The following is a 24,374-nucleotide window of genomic DNA, read 5'->3' as shown; positions in this document are numbered from 1 at the left end:
AATACGATACACTAAATTCAAGAACCACGGGCGGACGGCTCCTCTGATGCAGCTCCTTCAACAATTCATCGCACAACACCGGCAGCTGCTGGTACTGACCGGTGCCGGCTGCAGCACCGACTCCGGCATCCCCGACTATCGTGATGGCGAGGGTCTGTGGAAACGCCGCAAACCGATTCTCTACCAGGAGTTCATGGGCAGCGAGGCCACCCGCCAGCGCTACTGGGCTCGCAGTTACCTGGGCTGGCAGCCGTTCAGTCAGGCCATTCCAAATCCCGCGCACCACGCCCTGGCCCGCCTGGAATCACAGGGCAGAATAGGCCAACTGGTCACCCAGAACGTGGACGGCCTGCATCAGAAGGCGGGCAGCCGCCGGGTCATCGACCTGCACGGCCGGCTGGAGCAGCTCTGCTGCCAGTCCTGCGGCGAGCTGGAATCACGCCACTGGATGCAACAGAAGCTGGCCTCACTCAATCCCGGGATCGACGCACTGAGCGCCACCACCGCGCCAGACGGCGATGCCGATCTGGAGATCGATTTCAGCCGCATAACCATACCCGGCTGCCCGATCTGTGGCGGCATCCTGAAGCCTGACGTGGTGTTCTATGGTGAGCAGGTGCCGCGCAGCCGCATCGCAGCGGTCTATGACGCCCTGCGCCAGGCGGATGCGCTGCTGGTGGCAGGCACTTCCCTGATGGTGTTCTCAGCGTTTCAGTTTATCCGTGAAGCATCCCGACTGGGCAAGCCGATTGCGGCAATCAACCAGGGAAAAACACGGGCGGACCACCTGTTTCAATTAAAAATAGAACAACCCGTCGGTGATACCCTGACGGCGCTGTCCGCCAGCCTGCCGGAGTGAAGTCTGCCGCTCCGGTCACATGACGTTTGCTTCATAAGCCGGGAATTACTGCGCCAGGAATCTGTCCCGCTGCACACAGGGGCAGTGTGTCGAAAACCACCATAACCGATTGGCTGCTACTTACCAGCAGATGATTATTATCATTACCTTATAAACCCGAACATGCGAGTATAAGGAGCAGCAGAAATAACTTGGCGCTGTTCCGCCCGGAACGGATTGAGAGCTTAAGCAGGAAGGCCCATGGACAGGAAAACCGATTTAAGCGAAACCCGCAGCCTCTCGGTGGCCATTATTGGTTCCGGTGGGAGCGGGGTGGTGACGACTGGAAAAATACTGCTGGAGAGTATCGCACGGTTTGGCCTTTATGCGTTGATGACCCGCTCATCAGGGCCCCAGATCAGGGGCGGAGAATCGGCCATCATGCTGCGGGTGGCAGACCGGCCGGTGGCCAGCCTGGATGACCATTTCGATCTCCTGCTGGCACTGGACTGGCTGAACGTCGACCGCTTTGCCGACGAACTACCGATCAGCACCGAATCGATCATTCTGCGCGACAGTGACCAAGGCGAGGTGCCGCCACGCTTTAATCTTTCGCCAGAGCGACAGCTCGCGGCCCCGCTCTCGCAACTGGCCGCTGAATCCGAAAACGGCCGCGCCAATATGGTGGGGCTTGGTCTGCTGGCGCAGCTAATGGGCCTGCCACTGGAAACGGTTAAAGAGACCGCGCAGGATATTCTGAAACGGAAAGGAGATGCCGTCCTCGCATCCAGCCTGCTCTGTATCGAACGGGGCTACGGGCAGGCGCCGGAGAAAAAAATCATCACCCCGCTGACACAACCCGCATCACCCACGACACGCTGGAATATCAGTGGCAACGAGGCGAGCGGACTGGGTGCCGTGCAGGGCGGCATACGTTTTGTGGCCGCCTATCCCATCACCCCAGCCAGTGAACTGCTGGAGTGGCTGGCACCCAACCTGGAACGGCTGGGTGGCGGACTGGTTCAGGCGGAGGATGAGCTGGCCTCCGTGAACATGATCATCGGCGCCTCCTTCGGCGGCGTCCCCTCACTCACCGCCACCTCCGGCCCCGGCCTCAGCCTGATGATGGAGGGACTCGGCCTGGCGGTTGCCAGCGAAACTCCGGTGGTGGTCAGCAATGTGATGCGCGGCGGCCCCTCCACCGGCATTCCCACCAAATCCGAGCAGTCCGACCTGAACCTGGCCCTGTACGGCCTGCATGGTGATGCCCCGCACCTGGTTTTGTCTGCCCTCTCCATCCGGGACAGCGTGTTCACTACCGAATGGGCGGTAAAACTGGCCGAGACACTACAGACCGTGGCGATAGTGCTGAGCGACCAGTCACAGGGGCAGGCCCGGGCGGTGATCGATCCGCCCACTTCACCCATGCTGGAAGGCAAACGCAAACTGGCCGTTGAACACGCGGATTATCGACGTTATGCACTGACGGAAGACGCAGTCTCGCCGATGGCCATACCGGGTGACGCCGACTGCATGTATACCGCGGACGGTCTGGAGCACAATCAACTCGGCACCCCCTCGGCAACCGCCACAGACCATCAACTGCAGCTGGACAAAAGGCGCAATAAACTGAGCGGATTTGATTACGGCGACGACTGGGCAGATATCGGCGGCGAAGGCGATATCTGTCTCATCACCTGGGGCTCCGCCAGTGGCGCCACCCGGGAGGCGGCTGAACGGCTCACCCGGGCAGGCTACCCGACCCGCACCGTTGCGGTTCGCCTGCTCTCCCCGCTACCGATCGCCCGGTTCAGCGCCGCCATCGAGGGCACAACCCACCAGCTGGTTGTAGAACAGAATCACGGCGCTCAATTCTATGATTATCTCAACGCGCGCAAGGTGTTGCCCCCGACCGCCGGCTCTCTTGCCCGACCCGGGCCGCTGCCATTACGGCCCCAGGAAATCGTCAACCGCATCATGAAAGGACTATAAAATGCACGGCCCACCTCCCCTGCCACCCCTGAAGGCAAAAGATTACAAGTCGGATGTCAAACCGATCTGGTGCGCCGGCTGCGGCCACTTCGCGGTACTGAGCGCCATAACCAAATCACTGGCCCACCTCGCGCTGCCCCGGGAACAGGTGGCCCTGGTTTCCGGCATTGGCTGTTCATCCCGCCTGCCGGCCTACACCCATGTGTATGGATTTCACGGCATTCACGGGCGCGCCCTGCCGATCGCCACCGGACTGAAGGTGGCACGTCCCGATCTGACAGTGCTGGTGACCGGCGGTGACGGCGACGGTTTCTCCATCGGTGGCAATCACTTCATGCACGCCTGTCGACGCAATCTTGATCTGACCTATATCGTCATGGATAACGAGGTGTACGGCATGACCAAGGGGCAGGCCTCGCCCACCACTCCGCCGGACTGGACCGAGAGCAAACTAACGCCTCACGGCACCGGCCTGCCCAGTTTCAACCCGGCCGCCATTGCGCTGGCAGCAGGAGCGGGATTCATTGCGCGGGGTTTCTCCGGTGATCCGAGCGGACTGACCGACCTGCTGACCGAGGCCATCCAGTATCCGGGTTTCGCCTTCATTCATGTGCTCAGTCCCTGCGTCACCTTTCATCCGGAACAGAAGGCGTGGAAGCAGACCGTGCATGAGCAGACCCAGACCACCACCGCCGACCGCGTTGTGGCGGCCCAGCGCCTGCAACAGGATGATCGCATGGCGACAGGCCTCATCTTTCGGGCACCAGCCAACGCCAGAACGGAACATACCGCCCCCGCACACCCAGCCACACTGGAGCAGATGGCCGCGCGGTTTTTAACCGGATAACCCCCCAGCCGAGAGCCTACTTATCAGAATGCCTGGTATAGAAAGGCGCTGTCCCAATTATGTGTTGGTCTTGTTTTGGCTTAGCTTGGCGATTCGCCCGGTAGGAGCGGCGCCTCGCCGCGAATTCGGCCCGGGGCGGGCCTCCCACGGGTCAACCCCCTCTCCGGCGACCAGGCGTAGCGGCAGGAGTGGCTTCGGCCGCGAAATTCGCGATAAGTCCGCTCCTACAAAAGCACCGCCCCTCATGCAACAGGTAACTGGGGCAGAGCCATAAAAAAAGGCCCTTGCATGAAGGGCCTTAGTAATTTTACCAGCGAAGCGGGCCAAATCAGCCGCAAAGACGCTCGTACTTGGCCTGCAACTCCTCTTCACTCTCTTCGTGATCCGGATCCTTGGGGATACAGTCAACCGGGCAGACTTCGACACACTGGGGTTCGTCATAGTGTCCTACACACTCGGTACAGAGCTCCGGATTGATCACGTAGATCTCGTCGCCCTGGGAGATAGCCCCGTTCGGGCACTCCGGCTCGCACACATCGCAGTTGATGCACTCATCAGTAATCATTAATGCCATAACACATACTCCTGAAAGAGGTCCTTTACCTCAAATTTTCTGGGTTAAACCGGTTGCTTGCCGTTTAGCGCCTCGACAACAAGGGGATGCACAAACTCTGACACATTCCCCCCCAAGGCCGCAATTTCCTTTACCAGGCTTGAGGATATATAAGCGAACTGTTCGGCCGGGGTAAGGAACATCGTCTCCACCTCCGGTGCCAGTCGCCGGTTCATCCCCGCCAGCTGAAACTCGTATTCAAAATCGGATACCGCGCGCAGGCCACGCAGAATCACATCCGCCTTGCACTGCCGGGTAAAATCCACCAGCAGGGTATCAAATTCAATAATCTCAATCTTCTTCACCGAAGCCAGCACCTGGTTGGCCAGATCGACCCGTTCCTGAAGCGAAAACCGGGGGCGCTTGCCGCTGCTTGCCGCCACCGCAACGATAACTTTATCGAACAGTTTGGCCGCACGCTGGATCAAGTCGGTATGACCATTGGTAATGGGATCAAATGTACCTGGGTAGATTGCAATGGCCATAGTGTATGTCCTTGGTCTTTAGTCGCCCGTATCGGTGCTGAACCTGACGGCAATCGCATAACGACACAAAAATATGGTAAGGGATGGCGGCGATCATCTGATTGAAGTGCCGCATCTTACCGCGAAGGGCCCGTTCCTGATTAGCAAAGCGAGCCCGTTTTGTTCCCCAGGGTGCGAGATAATAGTATCGGATGAGACAATGTCAAATGAGAAATCTCATTTTTCCGGAAATTTATCAACCCTGTATGCTATCGGGTATAAAGCGCATAGGCCACTTGACCGGCCTTTTTCTCTTTCAGATTGACCCAGTGCGGAGGGAGTTCAGGGGTCGGGCCGTGCAGGTCCCACTCCAGATAGATACGTGGATCGAGCCCCAGCCAACCGCCTTGATCCAGCTTCCGGCAACAGTCGGTGAGCAGGTGATCGGCAAATGGCGGATCCAGAAAAATGATATCGAACGGTTCCGGCGGTTGATCGAGCCACTTGATGGCATCGGCCTGGCGCACTGCGACCGACGCCATGCCCAGCAGCGCGCGGTTTGCCTCCAGTTGCGCGGCAACCCGTGAATCCTGTTCCAGCAGGGTCACCTGCCCGGCGCCACGGGACGCCGCCTCGAACCCCAGCGCGCCACTGCCGGCGAACAGGTCCAGGCATCGCGCTCCGGGAAGCTGCATCTGCAACCAGTTGAACAGCGTCTCGCGGGTACGGTCGGCGGTCGGACGCAGTCCGGGGCTGTCGGGAAACTCCAGCCGACGCCCGCGATGCTCGCCACCGATGATGCGGACCTGGTTGCCCTGTCCCGTACGATGCCGCTGTTTTGCCATGGCCGCTCAGTTGGCCTGCTGCTCATTGCCCACCACGACCGTGAGCAGCTGATCCGGTTTGATACGACGCTTGAAGGCGTCGCGAATCTGTTCACCGGTAACGCTGTTGACCTTGTCGACAAAGGTGTCGAGATAGTCCAGCGGCAAGTCATAGAAACCGAGCATAGCGATGTATTCCAGTATCTTGCTATTGCTGGCGATGCGCAGCGGGAATCCACCGGTGATGTTCTGCTTGGCTGCGGTCAGTTCCGCCTCGCTCGGTCCCTGTTCGATAAACCGCGCCAGGGTTTGGCGAATCACCTCCAACGCCTCACCGGCCTTGGCGTTCTGGGTCTGGGCGCCGATCAGAAACGGCCCGTTTCTGCGCATCGGCGAGAAGTAACTGTACACACTGTAAGAGAGGCCCCGCTTCTCCCGCACCTCTTCGCTCAACTGGGAGACCAGCCCACTGCCACCGAGGATATGATTACCTACGTAAAGCACGAAGTAGTCAGGGTCGCCCCGGTGCATGCCGGGCTGTCCCATCAGGATGTGAGACTGGCTGGAAGGAAACGGCAGGTTCAGGGTCCGCGAAGTCTGCAAGTCGGATACCGGGGGCAGTTCAGGGGCACGCTCTCCAGATTGCAGCCCGGCGGTCACCAGTTCTGCAAGTCGCGCGGCCTCCGGTTGTTCCACCGCACCGACAATGGCGATTACCGCATTCTTCGCCACGTAGAACTTTTTGTAGTGGGCAATCACATCTTCACGGGTAATGCGCTCCAAGGACTCCTGGGTACCCTCCACCTGGGAGGCGTAGGGATGGTCGCCAAACAGGGTGTGCATAAAGGTCTTTTGTGCCACCGTGCCGGGCGACTGCTCATCATGATTCAGCGATACCAGCATCGCTTTTCGATTGCGCTCAAAGGCAACCGGATCGAAACTGGGAGCGCCCAGTACCTGGGCTACCGTATCCAGGGTCACGGTCAGCGCCCGCTTCTCGGTCAGGGTACGTACCGTCAACCAGGCCATATCGCGCTGGGAATCCACCGACATCTTGGCGCCGACACTGTCCAGCCGGCGGGCAATCTCATCGGCATCCCAGTCACCTGCCCCCTCTTCCAACAGGGCGCTGGTGAGTGCCGCGGCACCAGGGATCGCTTCACGCGCACTGCCGCCATCAAACACCACCCGCAGATCCAGCATCGGCAGCTCCGGCGCCGACACAAACAGCACCCGAGCACCTTTTTCCGTGGTCCAGCTCTGGATCGCCGGCCCGGCCCAGATCTGGTTCGACAGCAACACCAGCACCAGTATCAACACACGATAGCCCATCAGCTTAACCTCCATGACGCCCCCCTGCGGACCGGCGCACCTGCTTACCATTTTCCATCGGCTGAGGATCCAGCTGAGTAACTGTCAGATTGTCATCCTGCAGATAGCGCTGCGCCACCGTGCGCACCTGTTCGGGCGTCACCTGCTTGAGTTTCTCCACATACTGATCCAGCAATCGCCAGTCCAGTCCGATAGTCTCCAGCATGCCGATCTCCATCGCCTGATAGAACACCGAATCAAGCTCAAACACCTTGGAGGCGATTACCTGGGTGCGTACCCGATCCAGCTCCTCTTCCGCCACCAGATCGGTGCGCAGGCGGGCAATTTCCTCACGCAACGCCCCTTCCAGTTCGGCAATGCTGCGTCCCTTGGCCGGGGTTCCATCAAGCATCAGCATGCCCGGCAGGCGGGTAAAGGCGTTGTATTCCGCACTGGCAGAGAGCGCGACCTCGCTGCCACGTACCAGATTTTTACTGAAGCGGGCACTGTTACCACCATCCAGTATCGCCACCAGCATCTCCAGGGCATAAGGCTCCCAATCCTTTTCCGCCGTGGTGACCACCGGGGTCTTGTACCCCATTAGCAGGTAGGGTTCGTTGGCGGGTATCCTGACTAGCGAGCGGATCTCACCCTTCTGCGGCGGTTCCCGCAGGGGTTTCAAACTCGGGATCGACTCCTGCTTCAGTGGACCGAAATACTGTCTGGCCAGTCTGAAGACCTCCTCCGGCACCACATCACCCACCACCACCAGAGTGGCGTTGTTCGGCGCATACCAGAGACGGTACCAGTCGGCCAGGTCCTCAACCTGCATATTATCCAGGTCATTCATCCAGCCGATTACAGGATTGGCATAAGGCAGGCTGCGGTAGGCAAGTGCAGCAAACTGCTCATAGGTCTGTCCGGTTGGCTTGTCTTCGGTACGCAGGCGTCGCTCCTCCTTGACTACCTCGACCTCCTTGACAAACTCTTCGGCCGGCAGGGCCAGGTTACGCATCCGGTCCGCCTCCAGCTCAAGGGAGATGGCCAGCCGGTCACTGGACATCGTCTGGAAGTAGGCGGTGTAGTCTCGCCCGGTAAAGGCGTTCTCGGTGCCGCCGTTGGCGGCAATAATGCGCGAAAACTCACCCGGCGCATGGGATTGGGTTCCCTTGAACATCATGTGTTCAAGGACGTGGGAAATGCCGGTAATACCGTCCGGCTCGTAAGAGGCTCCCACCTTGTACCAGACCTGGGAGACCATGATCGGCGCTCGGTGATCCTCCTTTACTATCACCTTCATGCCGTTATCCAGCCGTGTCTCGTGTACCTTGATATCGGCCAGCACGGATTCGGCCGATGCAGAACCGGATAGCAGCAACAGGGCCGCGCTAAGGAGTAATCTCATATTGTATTCCATGACACCCTTTTATTACCGATGAAGTAAGAGGGATAGGTTGATTCCCCGCAAAATGATACGATCGACTCTAACACTTAAAAACCGGCCTGCAGATTATTTTCACTGCACCGCATAAAGTCCAGGGCCGGATTTCCTTTAAAGAGACAAGACGTATTGTCATCAGTTCAATGACATACCGGATAAACCAGCATGTTCGGATTTGGAAAGAAAAAACCACCCCAGACCACTCCCGGCGAAACCAGCATCGCAGCAGAACCTGAAGCCAGGGAGGGGTTATTTGCACGCCTTAAAAACCGGTTGGTCAAGACCCGCAGCAACTTTACCGATGGACTGGCCAATCTGGTGCTCGGGCGCAAGAGTATCGACACCGACCTGCTGGAGGAGCTGGAGACCCTGCTGTTGATGGCTGATGTCGGGGTGGATGCCACCAGCCGAATCATTGACGACCTGACCGGACGGGTAAAACGCAAGGAACTTTCCGACCCAGAGCGCCTGACCGCTGTGCTGAAGGAGCAACTGGAGCAGATCCTCAGCCACTGTGACAAACCGGTCCGCCAGGCACAACCCGGCAAGCCCCAGGTGATCCTGATGGTGGGTATCAACGGGGCAGGCAAGACCACCACCATCGGCAAACTGGCCAAGCGGCTGCAGGATGAGGGACAGAGTGTCATGCTGGCCGCCGGCGACACCTTCCGGGCCGCAGCGGTGGAGCAACTGCAGACCTGGGGAGAACGCAACCGGATACCGGTAGTAGCCCAGCACACCGGGGCGGACTCTGCTTCGGTCATATTTGATGCCCTGCAGGCAGCCACCTCCCGGGGCATCGATGTCCTGATCGCCGATACCGCCGGGCGCCTCCACACCAAAGGCAACCTGATGGAAGAGCTGGCCAAGATCGCCCGGGTAATGAAAAAGATCGATCCCGATGCCCCACATGAAGTGATGCTGGTGCTGGATGCCACCACCGGGCAGAACGCCCTCAATCAGGCCACCCAGTTCAACCAGACCGTTGGGATTACCGGCATCACCCTGACCAAGCTCGATGGAACGGCCAAGGGCGGCATCGTCTTCGCCATTGCCGAGAAGCTCGGCCTGCCGATCCGCTTTATCGGGGTTGGCGAGGCCATCGAGGATCTCAGGCATTTTGATGGGGCCGAGTTCGTCAACGCCCTGTTTGCGGAATAACACACAGCGGTCCGGCGGATGATCCACTTTGATAACGTCACCAAGCGCTACCCCGGTGGACATGAGGGGCTGAGTAACGTCAGCTTCCATATCGAGCCGGGGGAGATGGTGTTTCTCACCGGGCACTCGGGTGCGGGCAAGAGTACCCTGCTCAAGCTGATCGGACTGCTGGAACGCAGCACCCGCGGACAGGTCCGGGTGGCCGGACGCAATCTGACCCGGCTGGGCCGTGGCCAGATCCCCTATCACCGTCGCGAGGTCGGCATGATCTTTCAGGATCATCGCCTGCTCTATGACCGCACGGTGTTCGACAACGTCGCCATGCCGCTGGTGGTGGCCGGCCTCGGTCATATCGAAATCGGCCGCCGGGTGCGTGCCGCGCTGGACAAGGTGGGGCTGCTCTCGAAGGAGAAGAACCTGCCGATCACCCTCTCCGGTGGCGAGCAGCAACGGGTCGGCATCGCCCGCGCAGTGGTGAGCAAACCGCCGGTGGTATTGGCCGATGAGCCCACCGGCAATCTGGACCCCGCGCTATCCCGGGAGATCATGAGCCTGTTCGAACAGTTCAATGACGTAGGCGTCACCCTGCTGATCGCCACCCATGACCTGGAACTCATCTCACGCATGAACCGGCGCATCCTGGTACTGGAAAAGAGCCGACTGGCGAGGGACAGCGCCGCCGAGGTGATAAGCTGATGCGCAGATTCCGCAAGAAACAGTCAGCCAGGATCAGTCCACGCAGCTCCCTGAGAATGGATGTCTGGCTGATGCGTCATCTGCAGGTAGCCCTGGCCAGCTTGGGTCGCCTGATCCGAACCCCCCTGTCCAGCCTGATGACCACCCTGGTGATCGGCATTGCGCTGGCCCTGCCAGCCGGGCTCTACCTGCTGTTGGGCAATGTCCAAACACTCAGCGGCAACTGGGATGGCGCTGCCAGCATCTCGCTGTTTCTGAAGCAGGAGGCCAGCGACAAACAGGCACGGCAACTCGCCAGCCGACTGCAAAACGATCCGGCCATCAACCAGGTCAAATTGATCAGCCGAACCGAGGCACTGGAGGAGTTTCGCCAGCTCAGCGGCTTCGCCGGCGTCCTGGATAGCCTGGATGAAAACCCGCTCCCCTCGCTGCTGATCGTAGAGCCAACGGCGCAACATGCGGAACCGGTCCCGGCCGAGGCACTGCTCGCCAGACTCAGACAGAACAGCGAAGTGGAGTTTGCCCAGCTCGATCTGCAGTGGGTCAGACGCTTTCACGCCATTACCAGGATCGCCCAGCGCGGTGTCATCATCCTGGCATCGCTACTGGGGCTGTCGGTCCTGCTGATCGTCGGCAACACCATCCGGCTGGAGATCCAGAACCGTCATGCGGAAATCGAGATCACCAAACTGATCGGCGGCACCAACGCCTTCATACGCAGACCCTTCCTCTATAACGGCGCCTGGTATGGTCTGTTTGGCGGCATCTCCGCCTGGCTGATGGTCACCGTCTCACTGCTGCTGCTGGATAACCCGATCGAACAGCTCGCCGGGCTCTACCAAAGCGGCTTCCAGTTAAGCGGCATCGGCTTCTCCACCCTGCTGATGCTGCTCGGCGGCAGCACTCTGCTGGGACTGGCCGGCTCATGGATTGCCGTGGGCCGGCATCTGAATGAGATTGAACCCTCCTGAAATCAACGATCGCACCACTCTCCTGGAACTTATCCGGTAATTAGCACTCCTACACCGCGAGTGCTAAAATGTAATGGCACTCCATATTCAAGAGTGCTAATATAATACCAGACTAATTAACTAGGGTATTTCAGATGAGCAAAGAACTCGCTATCGCAAACACACTGCCCACGGGCAGTATCGACGCCTACATCAGCGCTGCCTATCAGTTGCCGATGCTGAGCGCCGAAGAGGAGCGTAGCCTGGCAGTGAGACTGCAGGAAGAGGGTGATCTTGAGGCAGCCCGTGCCCTGGTGATGTCCCACCTTCGCTTTGTCATCCGTATTGCACGGGGTTATGCCGGTTATGGCCTCGCCCTTCCTGACCTGATTCAGGAGGGAACCGTCGGTCTGATGAAGGCGGTGCGCCGCTTCGATCCCGACCACGGCGTTCGCCTGGTCTCCTTCGCCGTCCACTGGATCAAGGCCGAAATCCACGAATACGTCCTGCGCAACTGGCGCATTGTCAAGGTGGCCACCACCAAGGCACAGCGCAAGTTGTTCTTCAATCTGCGCAGCTCAAAAAAACGTCTGGGCTGGTTCTCCCAGGAAGAGGTCGAGGGCGTCGCCAAGGATCTCGGCGTCAAGCCGGAAACCGTGCTTGAAATGGAGAGCCGCCTTAACAACCATGACCTGGCGTTCGACGGCATTGATCACGGTGATGACGACCAGGCACCAGCACCCTCAGCCTATCTGGCCGATATGCGTATGGAACCCTCTCGTCAGTTGGAGAACACCGACACGGAGGAGAATGACAAAAAACAACTCTATCTGGCCCTTGACGAACTGGACGAGCGCAGCAAGGAGATCCTGGAAGCCCGCTGGCTGGCGGAAAAGAAGATGACGCTGCATGAGCTGGCGGATAAATACGGGGTCTCAGCCGAACGCATCCGGCAAATCGAAAAGGCCGCCATGGGTAAACTGAAGGCGCACCTGATAGCCTGAGACAACCGGGAAACATGAATAATATTTCATGTTTCCCGGCATCTGATGTCACATCAGGTAAAATAATTCAATATTACCTCATAAAATCCCCAGAAAATAACTATTCTGTTACATGGTTAATTATATTTAATAGCCATTTTACATTGAGTTAGACATTTTTTTAGTTTAATTTTAGATTAACGACACCCCTTCTCCATCCTGTTGACCCCAACACACCTAGCCGTTATGCTCACCCCGCGAATCCTTAAGCAGTGGCATTTAAAGGGTTTTTACCTCAAATCAGGTCTGCACATTCAGTACCGTCAGGTGCATGTGCGACCTCCGAACAAGCATTAACGGACATATAAAACCCGGAATGATATGTATTATTTTTCATTTCTTTCGACTGGCACCGATATATCTACCATAGGTTTCGCGCGGTAATAATTAAAATGTATAGTAGTGGTCTGCATTGACAGCGTACTGCATGGCAGCACCCTTTCAAACGCACGATTCACAAGAACTTACAGACAGAACCATTGAGGAGTGACCATACGATATGAACATTAAAAAAAGCGTAACTGCCCTGGCCATCAGTGCGGTACTCACCCTGGGCGTGGCGGGACAGGCTGTGGCGGCGGAGCCGATCAAGGTGGGCACCTTTTTGGCGGTGACCGGCCCGGCGTCGTTTCTGGGTGATCCGGAGCTGAAGACCCTGCAGATGTACATTGAGAACATCAATGCCAAGGGCGGTATTGACGGTCGGCAGGTGGAGCTGGTGCATTATGACACCGGCGGCAATGCCAAGGAGGCGGTCAACTTCGCCAAGCGCCTGATCCAGAAGGACCAGGTGGATGTGATCGTGGGCGGATCCACCTCCGGTTCCAGTCTCTCGGTGATGCCGCTGGTGGACAAGGCCGGGATCCCCTTCATCTCCCTGGCCGGTTCGGTCAAGATCATCGATCCGGTGCAGAAGTGGACCTTCAAGACCCCCCATACCGACCGTATGGCGGCGCAGAAGATCTACGAGGACATGAGCCGGCGCGGCATTACCAAGGTGGCCCTGATCAGCGGCAACGGCGGTTTTGGCAAGTCCGGCCGCAACGAGAGCCTGGCGATGGCGGCCAGTTATGATATCGAGATCGTCGCCGATGAGCAGTACGGCGCCAAGGATACCGATATGACCGCCCAGCTCACCAAGATCCGCGACACCGACGCCCAGGCGATCCTCAACTTCGGTTTCGGTTCCGGACCGGCGATTGTCACCAAGAACGTGCGTCAGCTTGGTATCGATCTGCCGCTCTACCAGTCGCATGGCGTCGCCTCGAAGAAGTTCATCGAGCTGGCCGGTGACGCGGCCGAGGGCGTCCGCCTGCCGGCCGCCGCCCTGCTGGTGGCCGACAAGCTGCCGGAGGACAATCCGCAGCGCCCGGTGCTGCTGGGTTACAAGAACCTCTACGAAGCCAAGCACGGTGATGTCTCCACCTTCGGCGGTCACGCCTATGACGGTCTGATGATCGCCCTGGAGGCGATCGATCGCGCCAACTCCACCGACAAGGCCAAGGTGCGTGACGAGATCGAGAAGACCAAGGGCTTCCCCGGCACCGGAGGTGTCTTCAACATGAGTCCGAGCGACCACATGGGTCTCGGCCTGGATGCGTTCCAGATGCTGGAGATCAAGAACGGTGACTGGACCATCGTGAAGTAAGTCTGCCGTCAATCGGTCCGGCGGTCCGGTGGTCACACCGGGCTGCCGACTGCCCGCAGGGAGCGGGCGCATCACTCAACCAGCTCGTTTCAAAAACCCGGGAGTGCCGCAGCCCAGCCTGCCTCAAGCGCCGTTTGCTTGGGCCTGTGCGGTTCGCTGACCTCCCTGACACAGGATTTTTCGGATGTTCGATCAGATCCTCCAGTTTCTGCTCACCGGGATCACCGTCGGCTCGACCTACGCCCTGGTGGGACTCGGCTTTGCCATTATCTATAACGCCTCGGACGTGGTGAACTTCTCCCAGGGGGAGTTCGTGATGATCGGTGCCATGAGCGCGGTGGCGCTGTCGGCCGGCGACACCGGCCTGCCGCTGTGGGCGGCCGCCCTGGCGGCGGTGCTGATCACCACCCTGGTGGGCATGGCGCTGCAGCGTTTCGCCATCGCCCCGGCCCGCGGTGCCTCGGTGGTCACCACCATCATCATCACCATCGGCGCCTCCATCTTCCTGCGTGGCGTGGCCCTGCTGGTATGGGGCAAGGATCTGTTTGCCCTGCCGCCCTTCTCCGGCAACGAACCGATCCTGATCGGTAACGCCACCGTGCTGCCCCAGAGTCTCTGGGTCATGGGCGGCGCCGCCGTGCTGGTGTTCGGTGCCCAGTACTTCTTCACCCACACCACGCTCGGCAAGGCGATCCTCGCCTGCTCCTGCAACAAGACCGCCGCCCATCTGGTGGGGATCAATGTGGGGGTGATGCTGCTGGTCGCCTACGGCCTCTCCGCCGCGCTCGGCGCCATGGCCGGCATCCTGGTGGCGCCGATCACCTTCGCCTCCTATGACACCGGCGTCATGCTCGGCCTCAAGGGCTTCTCCGCCGCCATCCTCGGCGGCATGGGCAACCCCATGGGCGCGGTCGCCGGCGGCCTGCTGCTGGGACTGATCGAGTCCCTCTCCGCCGGCCTCATCTCTTCCGGTTACAAGGATGCGATCGGCTTTATTATTCTGCTGCTGGTGCTGTTCTTCCGCCCCAGCGGCCTGTTCGGCAAAGCGTCCGTGGAGCGGGTATAGGCATCCTGGAGCCCTCCGTTGACCGCTGCCGCATACGAGTAATTATATGTATTCAAGCACCTATTTTGATCATCCCCGGACAAGCCAGGCGCTAACAGCGCTACGAGCCGGATTGCACGACCTGCACGGCGCAGGACGGCGTTGCGACGCCTCGCCATGGATAAACCATGCCTCGTTGCCGCGCCTTGCCCTCCACCCCGCAGCCCGCACACTCCGACCCGTCCAACGGAGGGTTCCAGGATGAAGCGCCTCAGCGGATTTTTTCTTCTGGCGGTGGCGATCATTGTGCTGCCGTTCATTTTTCCCGATAACTATTTTGTCACCGTGGTCGGCGTCTCGGCCGGACTGCACGCGATCCTCGCGGTCAGTCTGAACCTGCTCATGGGCTATGCCGGGCAGATCTCCCTGGGCCATGCCGCCTTCTTCGGCATCGGCGCCTACACCTCGGCCATTTTGACCACCCGTTACGGCTGGAACCCCTGGCCCACCATCCTGGTCGGCGCCGCCTTTACCGGCATCCTCGCCTACATCGTGGCGCGCCCGATCCTCAAGCTGAAGGGTCACTACCTGGCCATGGCCACCCTCGGCCTGGGCATCATCGTGCATATCTTCATCGTGCAGCTGGGCTGGCTCACCGGCGGTCCCGACGGCCTGGGCGGTATCCCCACCCTCTCCCTGTTCGGCTGGGCGGTGGACAGTGACGCGCGCTGGTATATGGTCATCGGCGCCCTGCTGCTGATCGTGGTCTGGCTGGCGCTGAACATCATCGACTCGCGCAGCGGTCGTGCCCTGCGCGCCCTGCACGGCTCCGAGGTGGCCGCCGAGATGATGGGCATCAACACCGCCGCCACCAAGACCGGCGTGTTCGTGCTCGCCGCCCTGATCGCCTCGGTGGCCGGCAGCGTGTTCGCCCACCAGCAGGCCTTCGTCAGCCCCGACTCGTTCAGCTTCTTCTTCTCCATCGAGCTGGTCACCATGGTGGTGCTCGGCGGCATGGCCTCCACCTACGGCGCCGTGCTCGGCGCCATTATCCTCACCTTCCTGCCCGAGCTGCTGGTGGTGTTCGAGGATTACGAGGTGATGATCTTCGGTGGCATCCTGATGGGCACGATGATCTTCCTGCCCCAGGGCCTGTTCGTCGGCCTGCAGGAGCTGCTGCGCAAGCTCACCCGGCGCCGCCAGCGCGCGGCACAGGCAGCGCAGGCCACCGAGGCCACCAAGCAGAAGGAGGACAACCATGGCGTTGCTTGATGTCAAGGACCTGACCATCTCCTTTGGCGGCGTGACCGCCATTGCCGACCTCCATTTCGAGGTCCCGGAGAGCCAGGTCTATGCGGTCATCGGTCCCAACGGTGCCGGCAAGACCACCCTGTTCAATATGCTCTCGGGTATCTACCGGCCCAACGAGGGGAGTATTAAGTTCCAGAACCAGGAGATCGTCGGTCGCCTGCCCCATCGGGTGGCGAAGATGGGCATCTCCCGCACCTTCCAGAACCTGCAGATGTTCTTCAACATGAGCGTGCTGGACAATGTCAAGGTGGGCTGCCATCTGCGCACTCACAGCCATCTCTGGAGTGCCGCCCTGCGTCTGCCCAATATCCTCAAGGAGGAGCGTCAGGCCCAGGCGTGGGCGCGTGAAGCGCTGGTGTTCTGCGGCCTGGAAAAGTACATCAACATGCCGGCCGACTCCCTGCCCTACGGCGTCCTGAAGCGGGTGGAGATCGCCCGCGCCCTGGCCGCCCAACCCAAGCTGTTGCTGATGGACGAGCCGGCGGCCGGACTCAATGACACCGAGACGGTGGAGATGCGTGAGCTGATCCGCCGCATCAGCCAGGCGGGCATCAGTGTGCTGCTGGTGGAGCACAACATGGGCCTGGTGATGCAGGTCTCCGACCGCATCCTGGTGATCGATTATGGCAGCCGGCTGGCCGAGGGGCTGCCGGAAGAGATACAGAACAACCCGAAGGTGATCGAGGCCTATCTGGGGGGAGAGGTGCAGTATGCCGTCTAAGGCCCTGTTACAGGTGGCGGAACTGACCGCCCATTACGGACCCATCCAGGCCCTGCACGGGATCTCCCTGGAGGTCAACCCCGGCGAGCTGGTGGCCATGGTGGGCGCCAACGGCGCCGGCAAGACCACCCTGCTGCACACCCTCTCCAATGTGCACAAGGCGAGCAGCGGCCAGGTGATTTTTGACGGACGGGAGATCACCCGCACCGCGCCGCACAAGATCGTGCAGGCCGGGATCTGTCATATCCCCGAGGGGCGGCAGGTGTTCGCGCCGCTCAGTGTCGAGGACAATCTGCTGCTGGGCAGTTTTACCCAGCGCAAGGACAAGGCCTGGGTGGCGGAAGAGCTGGCACGCATCTACACGCTGTTTCCGATCCTCCAGGAGAAGCGCCGCCAGGCCGCGGGCACCCTGTCGGGCGGTCAGCAGCAGATGCTGGCGATGGGCCGGGCGCTGCTGGGCCGGCCCAAGCTGCTGTTGCTGGATGAGCCCTCCATGGGACTGGCGCCGCTGCTGGTGGCGGAGATCTTCCGCGTGGTGCGCGAGCTCAACGAGAAGGGCGTGACCATTCTGCTGGTGGAGCAGAACGCCAAAGCGGCGCTCGGCATTGCCGATCGCGGCTATGTGCTGGAGACCGGCCGGGTGGTCTTGAGTGCCGACGCCGACGACCTGCTGGCCGACGAGGCGGTGCAGAAGGCCTATCTGGGCCATTGACAGCACCGGCCCAGCGCCGGAATGTGGAACAGGGCACCTTGTAGGAGGCCCGCCCCGGGCCGATGTTCGCGGCGAGGGCGCCGCTCCTACACCGGCTCCGCGCCAGATACTGCCGGGAGCGGGCCATTACTAATCGAAGCAACTGAGGGTAAAGACGCTATGTATGTGGAACAGATCATGACCCGTGAGGTGGATACCGTGACGGCGGATATGAAGCTCAGCCATGCGGCCCAGGTGATGCGGGAGAAGGGCCGGCGTTATCTGCCGGTGGTGGATGACAAGAACCACCTGGTGGGCCTGTTCAGCCAGAAGGAGCTGGACCGGGCCGAGCCCTCGGCCATCACCACCCTGTCGGTGGGCGAGGTGAACTATCTCACCTCCAAGATCACCGTCGGCGAACTGATGGTGCGCGAGGTGATCACCTGCGCCCCCGACACCCTGGTGGAGGAGGCCGGCCAGCTGATCCGCGACAAGCGCATCGGCAACCTGCCGGTGATCGACAACGGCGAACTGGTCGGCGTGGTCAGCGAGACCGATATCCTCGACTTCTTCCTCGATATCATGGGCTGCGGCCTGGATAACACCACCCGCATCGCCGTCAGCCTGCCCAACAAGGCCCGCGCCCTCGGCGGTCTGCTGCACCAGATCAACGACGCCGGCGGCTATATCGCCACCGTCGTCTCACCCGTCTCCCAGATGGGCAGCCCCCAGCGCGTCGCCATCGTGCGCTATGCTGCAGACAATCCCCAGGATGTGGATGAGAAACTGCGTCAGGACGGTTACACACTGCTGTCGGAAACACTGGCACGGTCGTGACTTTCCGGGCACACTCCGTCCCCACTGAAACGGTATCCCTTGCAACAGAAAGGACTTGGTCATCCCTGGTCCCGCGTTTAGAATAAGGTTTTTTATGTCGATAGAAACAGCACAACAGGCCGAGGCGATCGGCCATTGGATGGAGCAGCAGGACAAGTTTGCCCGACTGCTGGATATCAAACTGGATTCGGTCAAACCCGGATACGCCCGCGCATCCCTGACCGTGCGGCCGGACATGTTGAACGCGGTCAAGGTCACCCAGGGCGGCGTCACCTTTACCCTGGCGGATTTCGCCTTTGCGGTCGCCTCCAACTCCCACGGCACCACATCGCTCGCCCTGTCGACACAACTCAGTTTTCCCGGATCGAGCCGCGAAGGCGACCGTCTGATCGCCGAAGCCCGGGAGGAGAGCTCAACCAGACGCACCGGTCTCTATACTGTGGAGGTGAAGACCGGCGAGGGCCAGTTGGTGGGCCTGTTCAGCGGCACGGTATTCCGTCGATCTGACAAGATCGCGGAGTGGATGGAGAAAAATTCTTATCCCGGAGGATAAACAATGATACTGCATTCCGATTTCGAGACCATGCCAAGGGAAGAGCTGGAGGCGCTTCAGCTCAGACGCCTGAAAGCCACGGTGGAGCGCTGCTACCACACGGTTAAGTTTTATCGGAATGCGATGGACGAGCTGGGGGTGAAACCCGAGCACATCCAGCAGCTCGGTGACATCCGTCACCTGCCCTTCACCAAGAAAGAACATCTGCGGGAGAACTATCCGTTCGGACTGTTTGCCGTACCCACCGAACAGGTGGTGCGGGTGCATGCCTCCTCCGGCACCACCGGCAAGCCCACCGTGGTGGGTTACACCAAACGGGACATCCGCACCTGGGGACAACTGGTGGCACGCTGCCTCTCCGCCGCCGGCCTGCATCCGGGTGACCGATTGCACAACGCCTACGGCTACGGGCTGTTTACCGGCGGCCTGGGACTGCACTACGGCGGTGAGGAGCTGGGCGTCATGGTCACCCCGATGTCCGGCGGACAGACCCAGAAGCAGCTCATGCTGCTGCAGGATTTTGCCCCCACCGCCATCAGCTGCACCCCCTCCTACGCTCTGAACCTCGCCGAAGCCGCCGAAGAGATGGGGATCAATATCCGCAAGCTGCCGCTGCGGGTGGGTGTCCACGGTGCCGAGCCCTGGACCGAGGAGATGCGCTACGAACTGGAGTCCCGCCTGGGCATCGACTGTGTCGACATCTATGGTCTCTCCGAGGTGATGGGCCCCGGCGTCGGCAACGAATGTATCGAGGCGAAGAACGGCCTGCACATCTGGGAAGATCACTTCCTGGTGGAATGCGTAGACGTGAATACCGGCAAGGCAGTGCCTTATGGCGAAGAGGGCGAGATCGTCTTCACCTCCCTGACCAAGGAGGCGTTTCCGATCATCCGTTACCGCACGCGGGACATCTCGGTACTGGACAAGGCCCCCTGCAAGTGCGGCCGCACCCATGTGCGCATGCAACGCATCACCGGACGCAGCGACGACATGCTGATCATCCGCGGTGTCAACGTCTACCCCACCCAGGTCGAGGCGGTGTTGATGCAGAGCGAAACCCTCTCGCCCTTCTATCAGATCGAGCTGTTCCGCGAGGGCAGCATGGATACCATGGTGGTCAACGTGGAGGGCAGTCCGCCGCTGATGGAGCAGCCGCAGGAGGCCAGGGACCGCACCGCGGCGAAGGTAGTGCGTGACATCAAGGACTTTATCGGCGTCTCCTGTAAGGTGGTGATCAAGGACGTGGGCGAGGTACCCCGCTCCGAGGGCAAGGCGGTGCGGGTGATCGACCACCGAAAAAAGTGAATTCATCCTGCTTTGTAGTAGGATAGAGCGATTTCTGGGGGCTGGCTGATATGGCAGCCCCTATTGTTTCAAGCGTTAGAGGTGAACATTGTGAGTGCTGTCCCCCCATTGGCCGGTTCCAACCGGCGTTTCATGTCGGGAAACGAAGCCGTGGCACGCGGCGCCTGGGAGGCCGGCTGTAATCTCGCGGCCGCCTATCCCGGTACCCCGTCAACCGAAATCCTGGAGTTTGCCGCCCACTACCCGGAGATGTACACCGAGTGGTCGGTGAACGAAAAGGTCTCCCTGGAGGTCGCCATCGGCGCCTCTTTGGCCGGCAGCCGGGCGTTCTGCGCCATGAAGCATGTGGGCCTGAATGTCGCCTCCGATGCCCTGATGAGCCAGACCCTGGCAGGGGTCGGTGCCGGCCTGGTGATCGCCGTGGCCGATGACGTCGGCCTCTCCTCCTCTCAGAATGAGCAGGACTCCCGCTTCTGGGGCCGCTTTGCCCATGTGCCTTTGCTGGAGCCGGCCGACGCCCAGGAGGCCTACGAGTATACCCAGCGGGCATTCGAGCTCTCCGAAAAGTTCAATACCCCGGTGATCCTGCGCCTGACCACCCGGATCTGCCACGTCAAGGGCGTGGTCAACTTCGGGGAACGCCGTGAGCATGAAAATGCCCAGGGCTTCGTCAAGGACCCCGGCCGCCTGATCATGACCCCCGGCGTGGCAAGACAGCGCCTGCCGATGATGTTTGAACGCGAGGCCGAAATTCAGCGCCACAGCGAATCCAGCAACCTGAATATCATCATGGACGGCAGTGACAAGCGCGTCGGATTTATCACTTCGGGCCCCACCTACATGCATGTCAAGGAAGCCTTCCCGCATGCACCGCTGGTCAAGCTGGGCCTCAGCTATCCGGTCCCCTTCGACAAGATCCGTGCACTGGCCAGCCAGGTGGACCAGTTGGTGGTGGTGGAAGAGGTGGAGCCGATCCTGGAGACCGAATTGAAGGCCGCCGGGATTGCCTTACTGGGCAAGGAGATCCTGCCCCGCATCGGCGAGCTGTCACCCAATGTGCTGCGTCCGGCCATTGCCGAACTGCTGGGCGAGGCGGTGCCGGAGACCGCGCCGGTCAAGGCACCCATCGAGATCAAGCCGCCGGCGCCGCGTATCGATCCGGCCACCGGCATCAACGTCTTTCCGCGCCCGCCCACCATGTGCGTGGCCTGCCCCCATCTGGGTATCTACTACTGCCTGTCAAAAATCCGTAACACCACCATCTCGGGCGATATCGGCTGTTACACCCTGGGCGCCGGACACCCCTGGAATGCCCTGGACACCACCGTCTGCATGGGTGCCTCCATGGGTATCGCCCACGGTCTGGACAAGGGCCGGGTCGAGGCGGACAAGGATAAGAAGATCATCGCGGTGATTGGTGACTCCACCTTCATGCACATGGGCATGCAGGGACTGCTCGACATCACCTACAACAACGGCAACGTCACCATCCTGCTGCTGGACAACCGCGCGGTCGGCATGACCGGCGGCCAGGACAACCCCGCCAGTGGCCGCGACATCCACGGCAAGGAGTCGACGAAAGTCGATTTCCGCAAGCTGTGCGAGGCCCTGGGGGTAAAACCGGAGCGGATTCATGAGGTGAATCCCTATGAACTGCCGACCCTGTTTACCGCACTGCGCGACGAAGTGAAGATTGCCGAACCCTCGGTCATTATCACCAACCAGCCCTGCGTACTGATCGACTACTACGGCGCCCAACCGGCCCTGACGGTGGATGACGACAAGTGCACCGGCTGCGGCAACTGCCTGGATATCGGCTGCCCGGCGATCCTGGTGACCCGGCGCGAAACCGTGGTCAAACCGAACGGCAGCGAGAAGGAGCTGGCCTTTGTCAAAATCGAGAGCGGCGCCTGCACCGGCTGCAATCTCTGTCCCAAGACCTGTGGTCCGGACGCCATCCTGCCACTGGCCGACTACATTCGCCAGTGACCCGGAATCGATCAAAGAATTAACGAATCAGAATCGAGAACCTATTGTGAGCGAAAATACTATCACCAATATCCTGGTGGCCGGCATTGGCGGCCAGGGCGTCATGACCGCCGCGGAAGTCCTCTCCCAGACCGCCCTGTCACAAGGCTTCGATGTGAAGAAGACCGAGGTGGCGGGCATGGCCCAGCGCGGCGGCGTGGTCACCTCTCATGTGCGCTTCGGCACCCAGGTGTTGTCTCCCGCCATTCCGCCCGGTGAGGCGGACATCCTGGTGGGATTCGAGCCGGCCGAGGCGCTGCGCTGGTGCAGCCACCTGCGTCCCAGCGGCGTCGCCATGATCAACACCACGCGCCAGGAGCCACCGGTGGTGAGTCTCGGACTGTACGACTATCCGGAAGATCCGATCGGCGAGATCGCCAAAACCGGTATCGAATATCACGCCTTTGATGCCGGTGCCATCGCCAGGGAACTGGGCAATTTCAAACTGGTCAACACGGTGATGCTCGGCGCCATCTCGGAACTGCTGCCGTTTCCGGCCGAGGCACTGAAGAACGAGATCCTCGATCGCTTTCGCGGCCGCAAGCCGGAGCTGGTGGAGATTAATGAAAAGGCCTTCGAACTGGGCCGTCTGGCTAGTGCGGAAAACTAGCGGTTTGAAGCCAATCAAGCGCCACCGGAACGGGCACGGCCAATCTGTCAACAGAACGAATCACCTGAACCCCGGGTCACATAGATGAATCATTGGCACCCCAAATCCTGGCAGGAGAAACCGGCCAAACAGCAGGCCAACTATCCCTCGGCGGACGCGCTCGATGCCACCCTGGAACAGCTCTCGCTGCTGCCGCCCCTGGTCACCTCCTGGGAGGTCGAGGCGTTGAAGAGTCAACTGGCGGCAGCGGCCCGGGGCGAGGCGTTCCTGCTGCAGGGTGGCGACTGCGCGGAAAACTTCAGTGACTGCAACGCCCAGATTGTTACCAACAAACTGAAAATCCTGCTGCAGATGAGCCTGCTGCTGATCCACGGACTGAACAAACCGGTCATCCGGGTCGGACGAATTGCCGGTCAGTTCGCCAAGCCCCGCTCCGCAGATACCGAGACCATCGACGGTATTACCCTGCCCAGTTATCGGGGCGATCTGATCAACGGCCCGGAGTTTACCCCGGAAGCCAGGATTCCTGACCCGGTTCGACTGCTGCGCGGATATGGACGGGCCGCCATGACCCTGAATTTTATCCGTGCCCTGTCAGACTGTGGCTTTGCCGACCTGCACCACCCGGAGAATTGGGACCTGGATTTCATGAGTCACTCCCCGCTGGCCGAGGAATACCACCAGGTGGTGGCCGAGCTGTCCCACTCGCTCAAATTCATGGAGACCCTGGGTGGCGCCAGAAACAGCGAACTCAACCGGGTGCAGTTTTTCACCAGCCACGAGGGCCTGCATCTGCACTATGAGCAGTCCCTGACCCGTCAGGTTCCCAACCGTAGCGGTTATTACAACCTGACCACCCACCTGCCCTGGATAGGTTTTCGTACCGCCGCCACCACCGACGCCCATATCGAGTACTTCAGCGGCATCCAGAATCCGGTCGGCGTCAAGGTAGGACCCGGTATGTCGGCGCAATGGATCGAGGAACTGGTGGAACGGCTGAACCCGGAAAACCAGGAGGGCAAGCTGCTGTTTATCCACCGCTTCGGTGTGGACAAGATCGCCGACGGCCTGCCGCAGCTGATCCAGGCAGTCAAACGGACCGGGCGGCATGTGCTCTGGGTCAGCGACCCGATGCACGGTAACACCGAATCGACCCAGAGCGGTTACAAGACCCGCCGTTTTGACAATATCCTCGGCGAACTGGAGCAGGCGATTGCGATCCATCAGAGCGAGGGCAGCATCCTCGGCGGCGTCCACTTTGAACTGACCGGGGATGATGTGACCGAGTGTATCGGTGGCGCCCGTGGCCTGGATGAGGCGGGGCTGAAACGGGCCTACAAAACCCAGGTAGACCCGCGCCTCAATTATGAACAGGCGCTGGAGATGGCCCTGGCGATCACCCGCAAACTGGGGCGCACATAAAGGCGGGCCTTCGAGTCTGTCCG

The 24,374-nt window shown here is 60.4% G+C and carries 23 protein-coding genes; 18 read left to right on the top strand and 5 right to left on the bottom strand.

The features are described 5' to 3' along the window. Positions 1-46: 46 nt before the first annotated feature. The 3 genes from ACHZBF_RS00615 (at position 47) to ACHZBF_RS00605 (ending at position 3,677) form a co-directional block, all read left to right on the top strand. Complete coding sequence (locus ACHZBF_RS00615) at positions 47-859, top strand: NAD-dependent protein deacetylase (protein WP_029134179.1); 813 nt, start codon at positions 47-49, stop codon at positions 857-859. 240 nt (positions 860-1,099) lie between these two features. Continuing rightward, positions 1,100-2,830, top strand: a complete 1,731-nt coding sequence (locus tag ACHZBF_RS00610; protein WP_321527392.1) for a 2-oxoacid:acceptor oxidoreductase subunit alpha — start codon at positions 1,100-1,102, stop codon at positions 2,828-2,830. Between the two features lies 1 nt (position 2,831). After that, positions 2,832-3,677: a 2-oxoacid:ferredoxin oxidoreductase subunit beta gene (locus ACHZBF_RS00605; RefSeq protein WP_321527391.1), complete on the top strand. Its 846-nt coding sequence runs from the start codon at positions 2,832-2,834 to the stop codon at positions 3,675-3,677. A 328-nt stretch (positions 3,678-4,005) separates the two neighbouring features. Here ACHZBF_RS00605 and ACHZBF_RS00600 read toward each other — a convergent pair whose 3' ends face one another. The 5 genes from ACHZBF_RS00600 to ACHZBF_RS00580 form a co-directional block, all read right to left on the bottom strand. After that, a complete protein-coding gene (locus tag ACHZBF_RS00600; protein ID WP_029134176.1) occupies positions 4,006-4,251 on the bottom strand; it encodes a YfhL family 4Fe-4S dicluster ferredoxin in 246 nt (81 codons plus the stop codon). Positions 4,252-4,295: 44 nt separating this feature from the next. Then, a complete protein-coding gene (gene coaD, locus ACHZBF_RS00595; protein ID WP_029134175.1) occupies positions 4,296-4,775 on the bottom strand; it encodes a pantetheine-phosphate adenylyltransferase in 480 nt (159 codons plus the stop codon). Between the two features lie 248 nt (positions 4,776-5,023). After that, positions 5,024-5,599, bottom strand: a complete 576-nt coding sequence (rsmD, locus tag ACHZBF_RS00590; RefSeq protein ID WP_273438623.1) for a 16S rRNA (guanine(966)-N(2))-methyltransferase RsmD — start codon at positions 5,597-5,599, stop codon at positions 5,024-5,026. 6 nt (positions 5,600-5,605) lie between these two features. Further along, entirely contained in the window at positions 5,606-6,925 is a 1,320-nt protein-coding gene (locus ACHZBF_RS00585; RefSeq protein ID WP_273438621.1) for a M16 family metallopeptidase, read from the bottom strand. Then, a complete protein-coding gene (locus ACHZBF_RS00580) occupies positions 6,915-8,294 on the bottom strand; it encodes a M16 family metallopeptidase (RefSeq protein WP_321527390.1) in 1,380 nt (459 codons plus the stop codon). Before ACHZBF_RS00580 ends, ACHZBF_RS00585 begins: the two co-directional genes overlap by 11 nt. Positions 8,295-8,495: 201 nt before the next feature. On the opposite strand from ACHZBF_RS00580, the gene ftsY reads away from it, so the two are divergent. The 15 genes from ftsY to ACHZBF_RS00505 all read left to right on the top strand — a co-directional run bounded on the left by ftsY (position 8,496) and on the right by ACHZBF_RS00505 (position 24,351). Beyond that, positions 8,496-9,491, top strand: a complete 996-nt coding sequence (gene ftsY, locus ACHZBF_RS00575; protein WP_288108391.1) for a signal recognition particle-docking protein FtsY — start codon at positions 8,496-8,498, stop codon at positions 9,489-9,491. An 18-nt stretch (positions 9,492-9,509) separates the two neighbouring features. Then, complete coding sequence (ftsE, locus tag ACHZBF_RS00570) at positions 9,510-10,187, top strand: cell division ATP-binding protein FtsE (RefSeq protein ID WP_321527389.1); 678 nt, start codon at positions 9,510-9,512, stop codon at positions 10,185-10,187. Continuing rightward, entirely contained in the window at positions 10,187-11,158 is a 972-nt protein-coding gene (gene ftsX / locus ACHZBF_RS00565; protein ID WP_321527388.1) for a permease-like cell division protein FtsX, read from the top strand. Before ftsE ends, ftsX begins: the two co-directional genes overlap by 1 nt. 134 nt (positions 11,159-11,292) lie before the next feature. Continuing rightward, positions 11,293-12,141 carry an RNA polymerase sigma factor RpoH gene (gene rpoH, locus ACHZBF_RS00560; protein WP_321527387.1) on the top strand — a complete coding sequence of 283 codons (849 nt, stop codon included), beginning with the start codon at positions 11,293-11,295 and terminating at the stop codon, positions 12,139-12,141. 538 nt (positions 12,142-12,679) lie between these two features. Further along, positions 12,680-13,828 (top strand): ABC transporter substrate-binding protein, encoded by a 1,149-nt coding sequence (locus tag ACHZBF_RS00555; protein WP_321527386.1) that lies wholly within the window; start codon positions 12,680-12,682, stop codon positions 13,826-13,828. Between the two features lie 184 nt (positions 13,829-14,012). Further along, complete coding sequence (locus tag ACHZBF_RS00550; RefSeq protein ID WP_273439356.1) at positions 14,013-14,894, top strand: branched-chain amino acid ABC transporter permease; 882 nt, start codon at positions 14,013-14,015, stop codon at positions 14,892-14,894. 240 nt (positions 14,895-15,134) lie between these two features. After that, positions 15,135-16,145, top strand: a complete 1,011-nt coding sequence (locus ACHZBF_RS00545; RefSeq protein WP_321527385.1) for a branched-chain amino acid ABC transporter permease — start codon at positions 15,135-15,137, stop codon at positions 16,143-16,145. Continuing rightward, positions 16,132-16,905 (top strand): ABC transporter ATP-binding protein, encoded by a 774-nt coding sequence (locus ACHZBF_RS00540; RefSeq protein WP_273439360.1) that lies wholly within the window; start codon positions 16,132-16,134, stop codon positions 16,903-16,905. Before ACHZBF_RS00545 ends, ACHZBF_RS00540 begins: the two co-directional genes overlap by 14 nt. Beyond that, positions 16,895-17,617, top strand: a complete 723-nt coding sequence (locus tag ACHZBF_RS00535) for an ABC transporter ATP-binding protein (RefSeq protein WP_273439362.1) — start codon at positions 16,895-16,897, stop codon at positions 17,615-17,617. The genes ACHZBF_RS00540 and ACHZBF_RS00535 overlap by 11 nt, the downstream gene beginning before the upstream one ends. 159 nt (positions 17,618-17,776) lie before the next feature. Beyond that, a complete protein-coding gene (locus ACHZBF_RS00530; RefSeq protein WP_321527384.1) occupies positions 17,777-18,433 on the top strand; it encodes a CBS domain-containing protein in 657 nt (218 codons plus the stop codon). Positions 18,434-18,527: 94 nt separating this feature from the next. Continuing rightward, positions 18,528-18,986 (top strand): hotdog fold thioesterase, encoded by a 459-nt coding sequence (locus ACHZBF_RS00525; RefSeq protein WP_321527383.1) that lies wholly within the window; start codon positions 18,528-18,530, stop codon positions 18,984-18,986. Positions 18,987-18,989: 3 nt separating this feature from the next. Then, the gene (locus tag ACHZBF_RS00520; RefSeq protein ID WP_029133072.1) at positions 18,990-20,291 is read left to right on the top strand and encodes a phenylacetate--CoA ligase family protein; all 1,302 of its coding nucleotides are present in this window, start codon (positions 18,990-18,992) and stop codon (positions 20,289-20,291) included. Positions 20,292-20,381: 90 nt separating this feature from the next. After that, the gene (locus ACHZBF_RS00515) at positions 20,382-22,280 is read left to right on the top strand and encodes a thiamine pyrophosphate-dependent enzyme (RefSeq protein ID WP_335342932.1); all 1,899 of its coding nucleotides are present in this window, start codon (positions 20,382-20,384) and stop codon (positions 22,278-22,280) included. 46 nt (positions 22,281-22,326) lie between these two features. Beyond that, positions 22,327-22,929, top strand: coding sequence for an indolepyruvate oxidoreductase subunit beta (locus ACHZBF_RS00510; protein ID WP_288107494.1), 603 nt, complete (start codon positions 22,327-22,329; stop codon positions 22,927-22,929). Positions 22,930-23,013: 84 nt separating this feature from the next. Then, positions 23,014-24,351: a class II 3-deoxy-7-phosphoheptulonate synthase gene (locus ACHZBF_RS00505; protein ID WP_029133076.1), complete on the top strand. Its 1,338-nt coding sequence runs from the start codon at positions 23,014-23,016 to the stop codon at positions 24,349-24,351. Positions 24,352-24,374: the final 23 nt, after the last annotated feature.

Source organism: Sedimenticola selenatireducens (assembly GCF_963675335.2).
Lineage (GTDB): Bacteria > Pseudomonadota > Gammaproteobacteria > Chromatiales > Chromatiaceae > Sedimenticola > Sedimenticola selenatireducens.
Note: the sequence above shows the minus strand (reverse complement) of the source record. Positions and strands in the feature narration are given on the sequence as shown.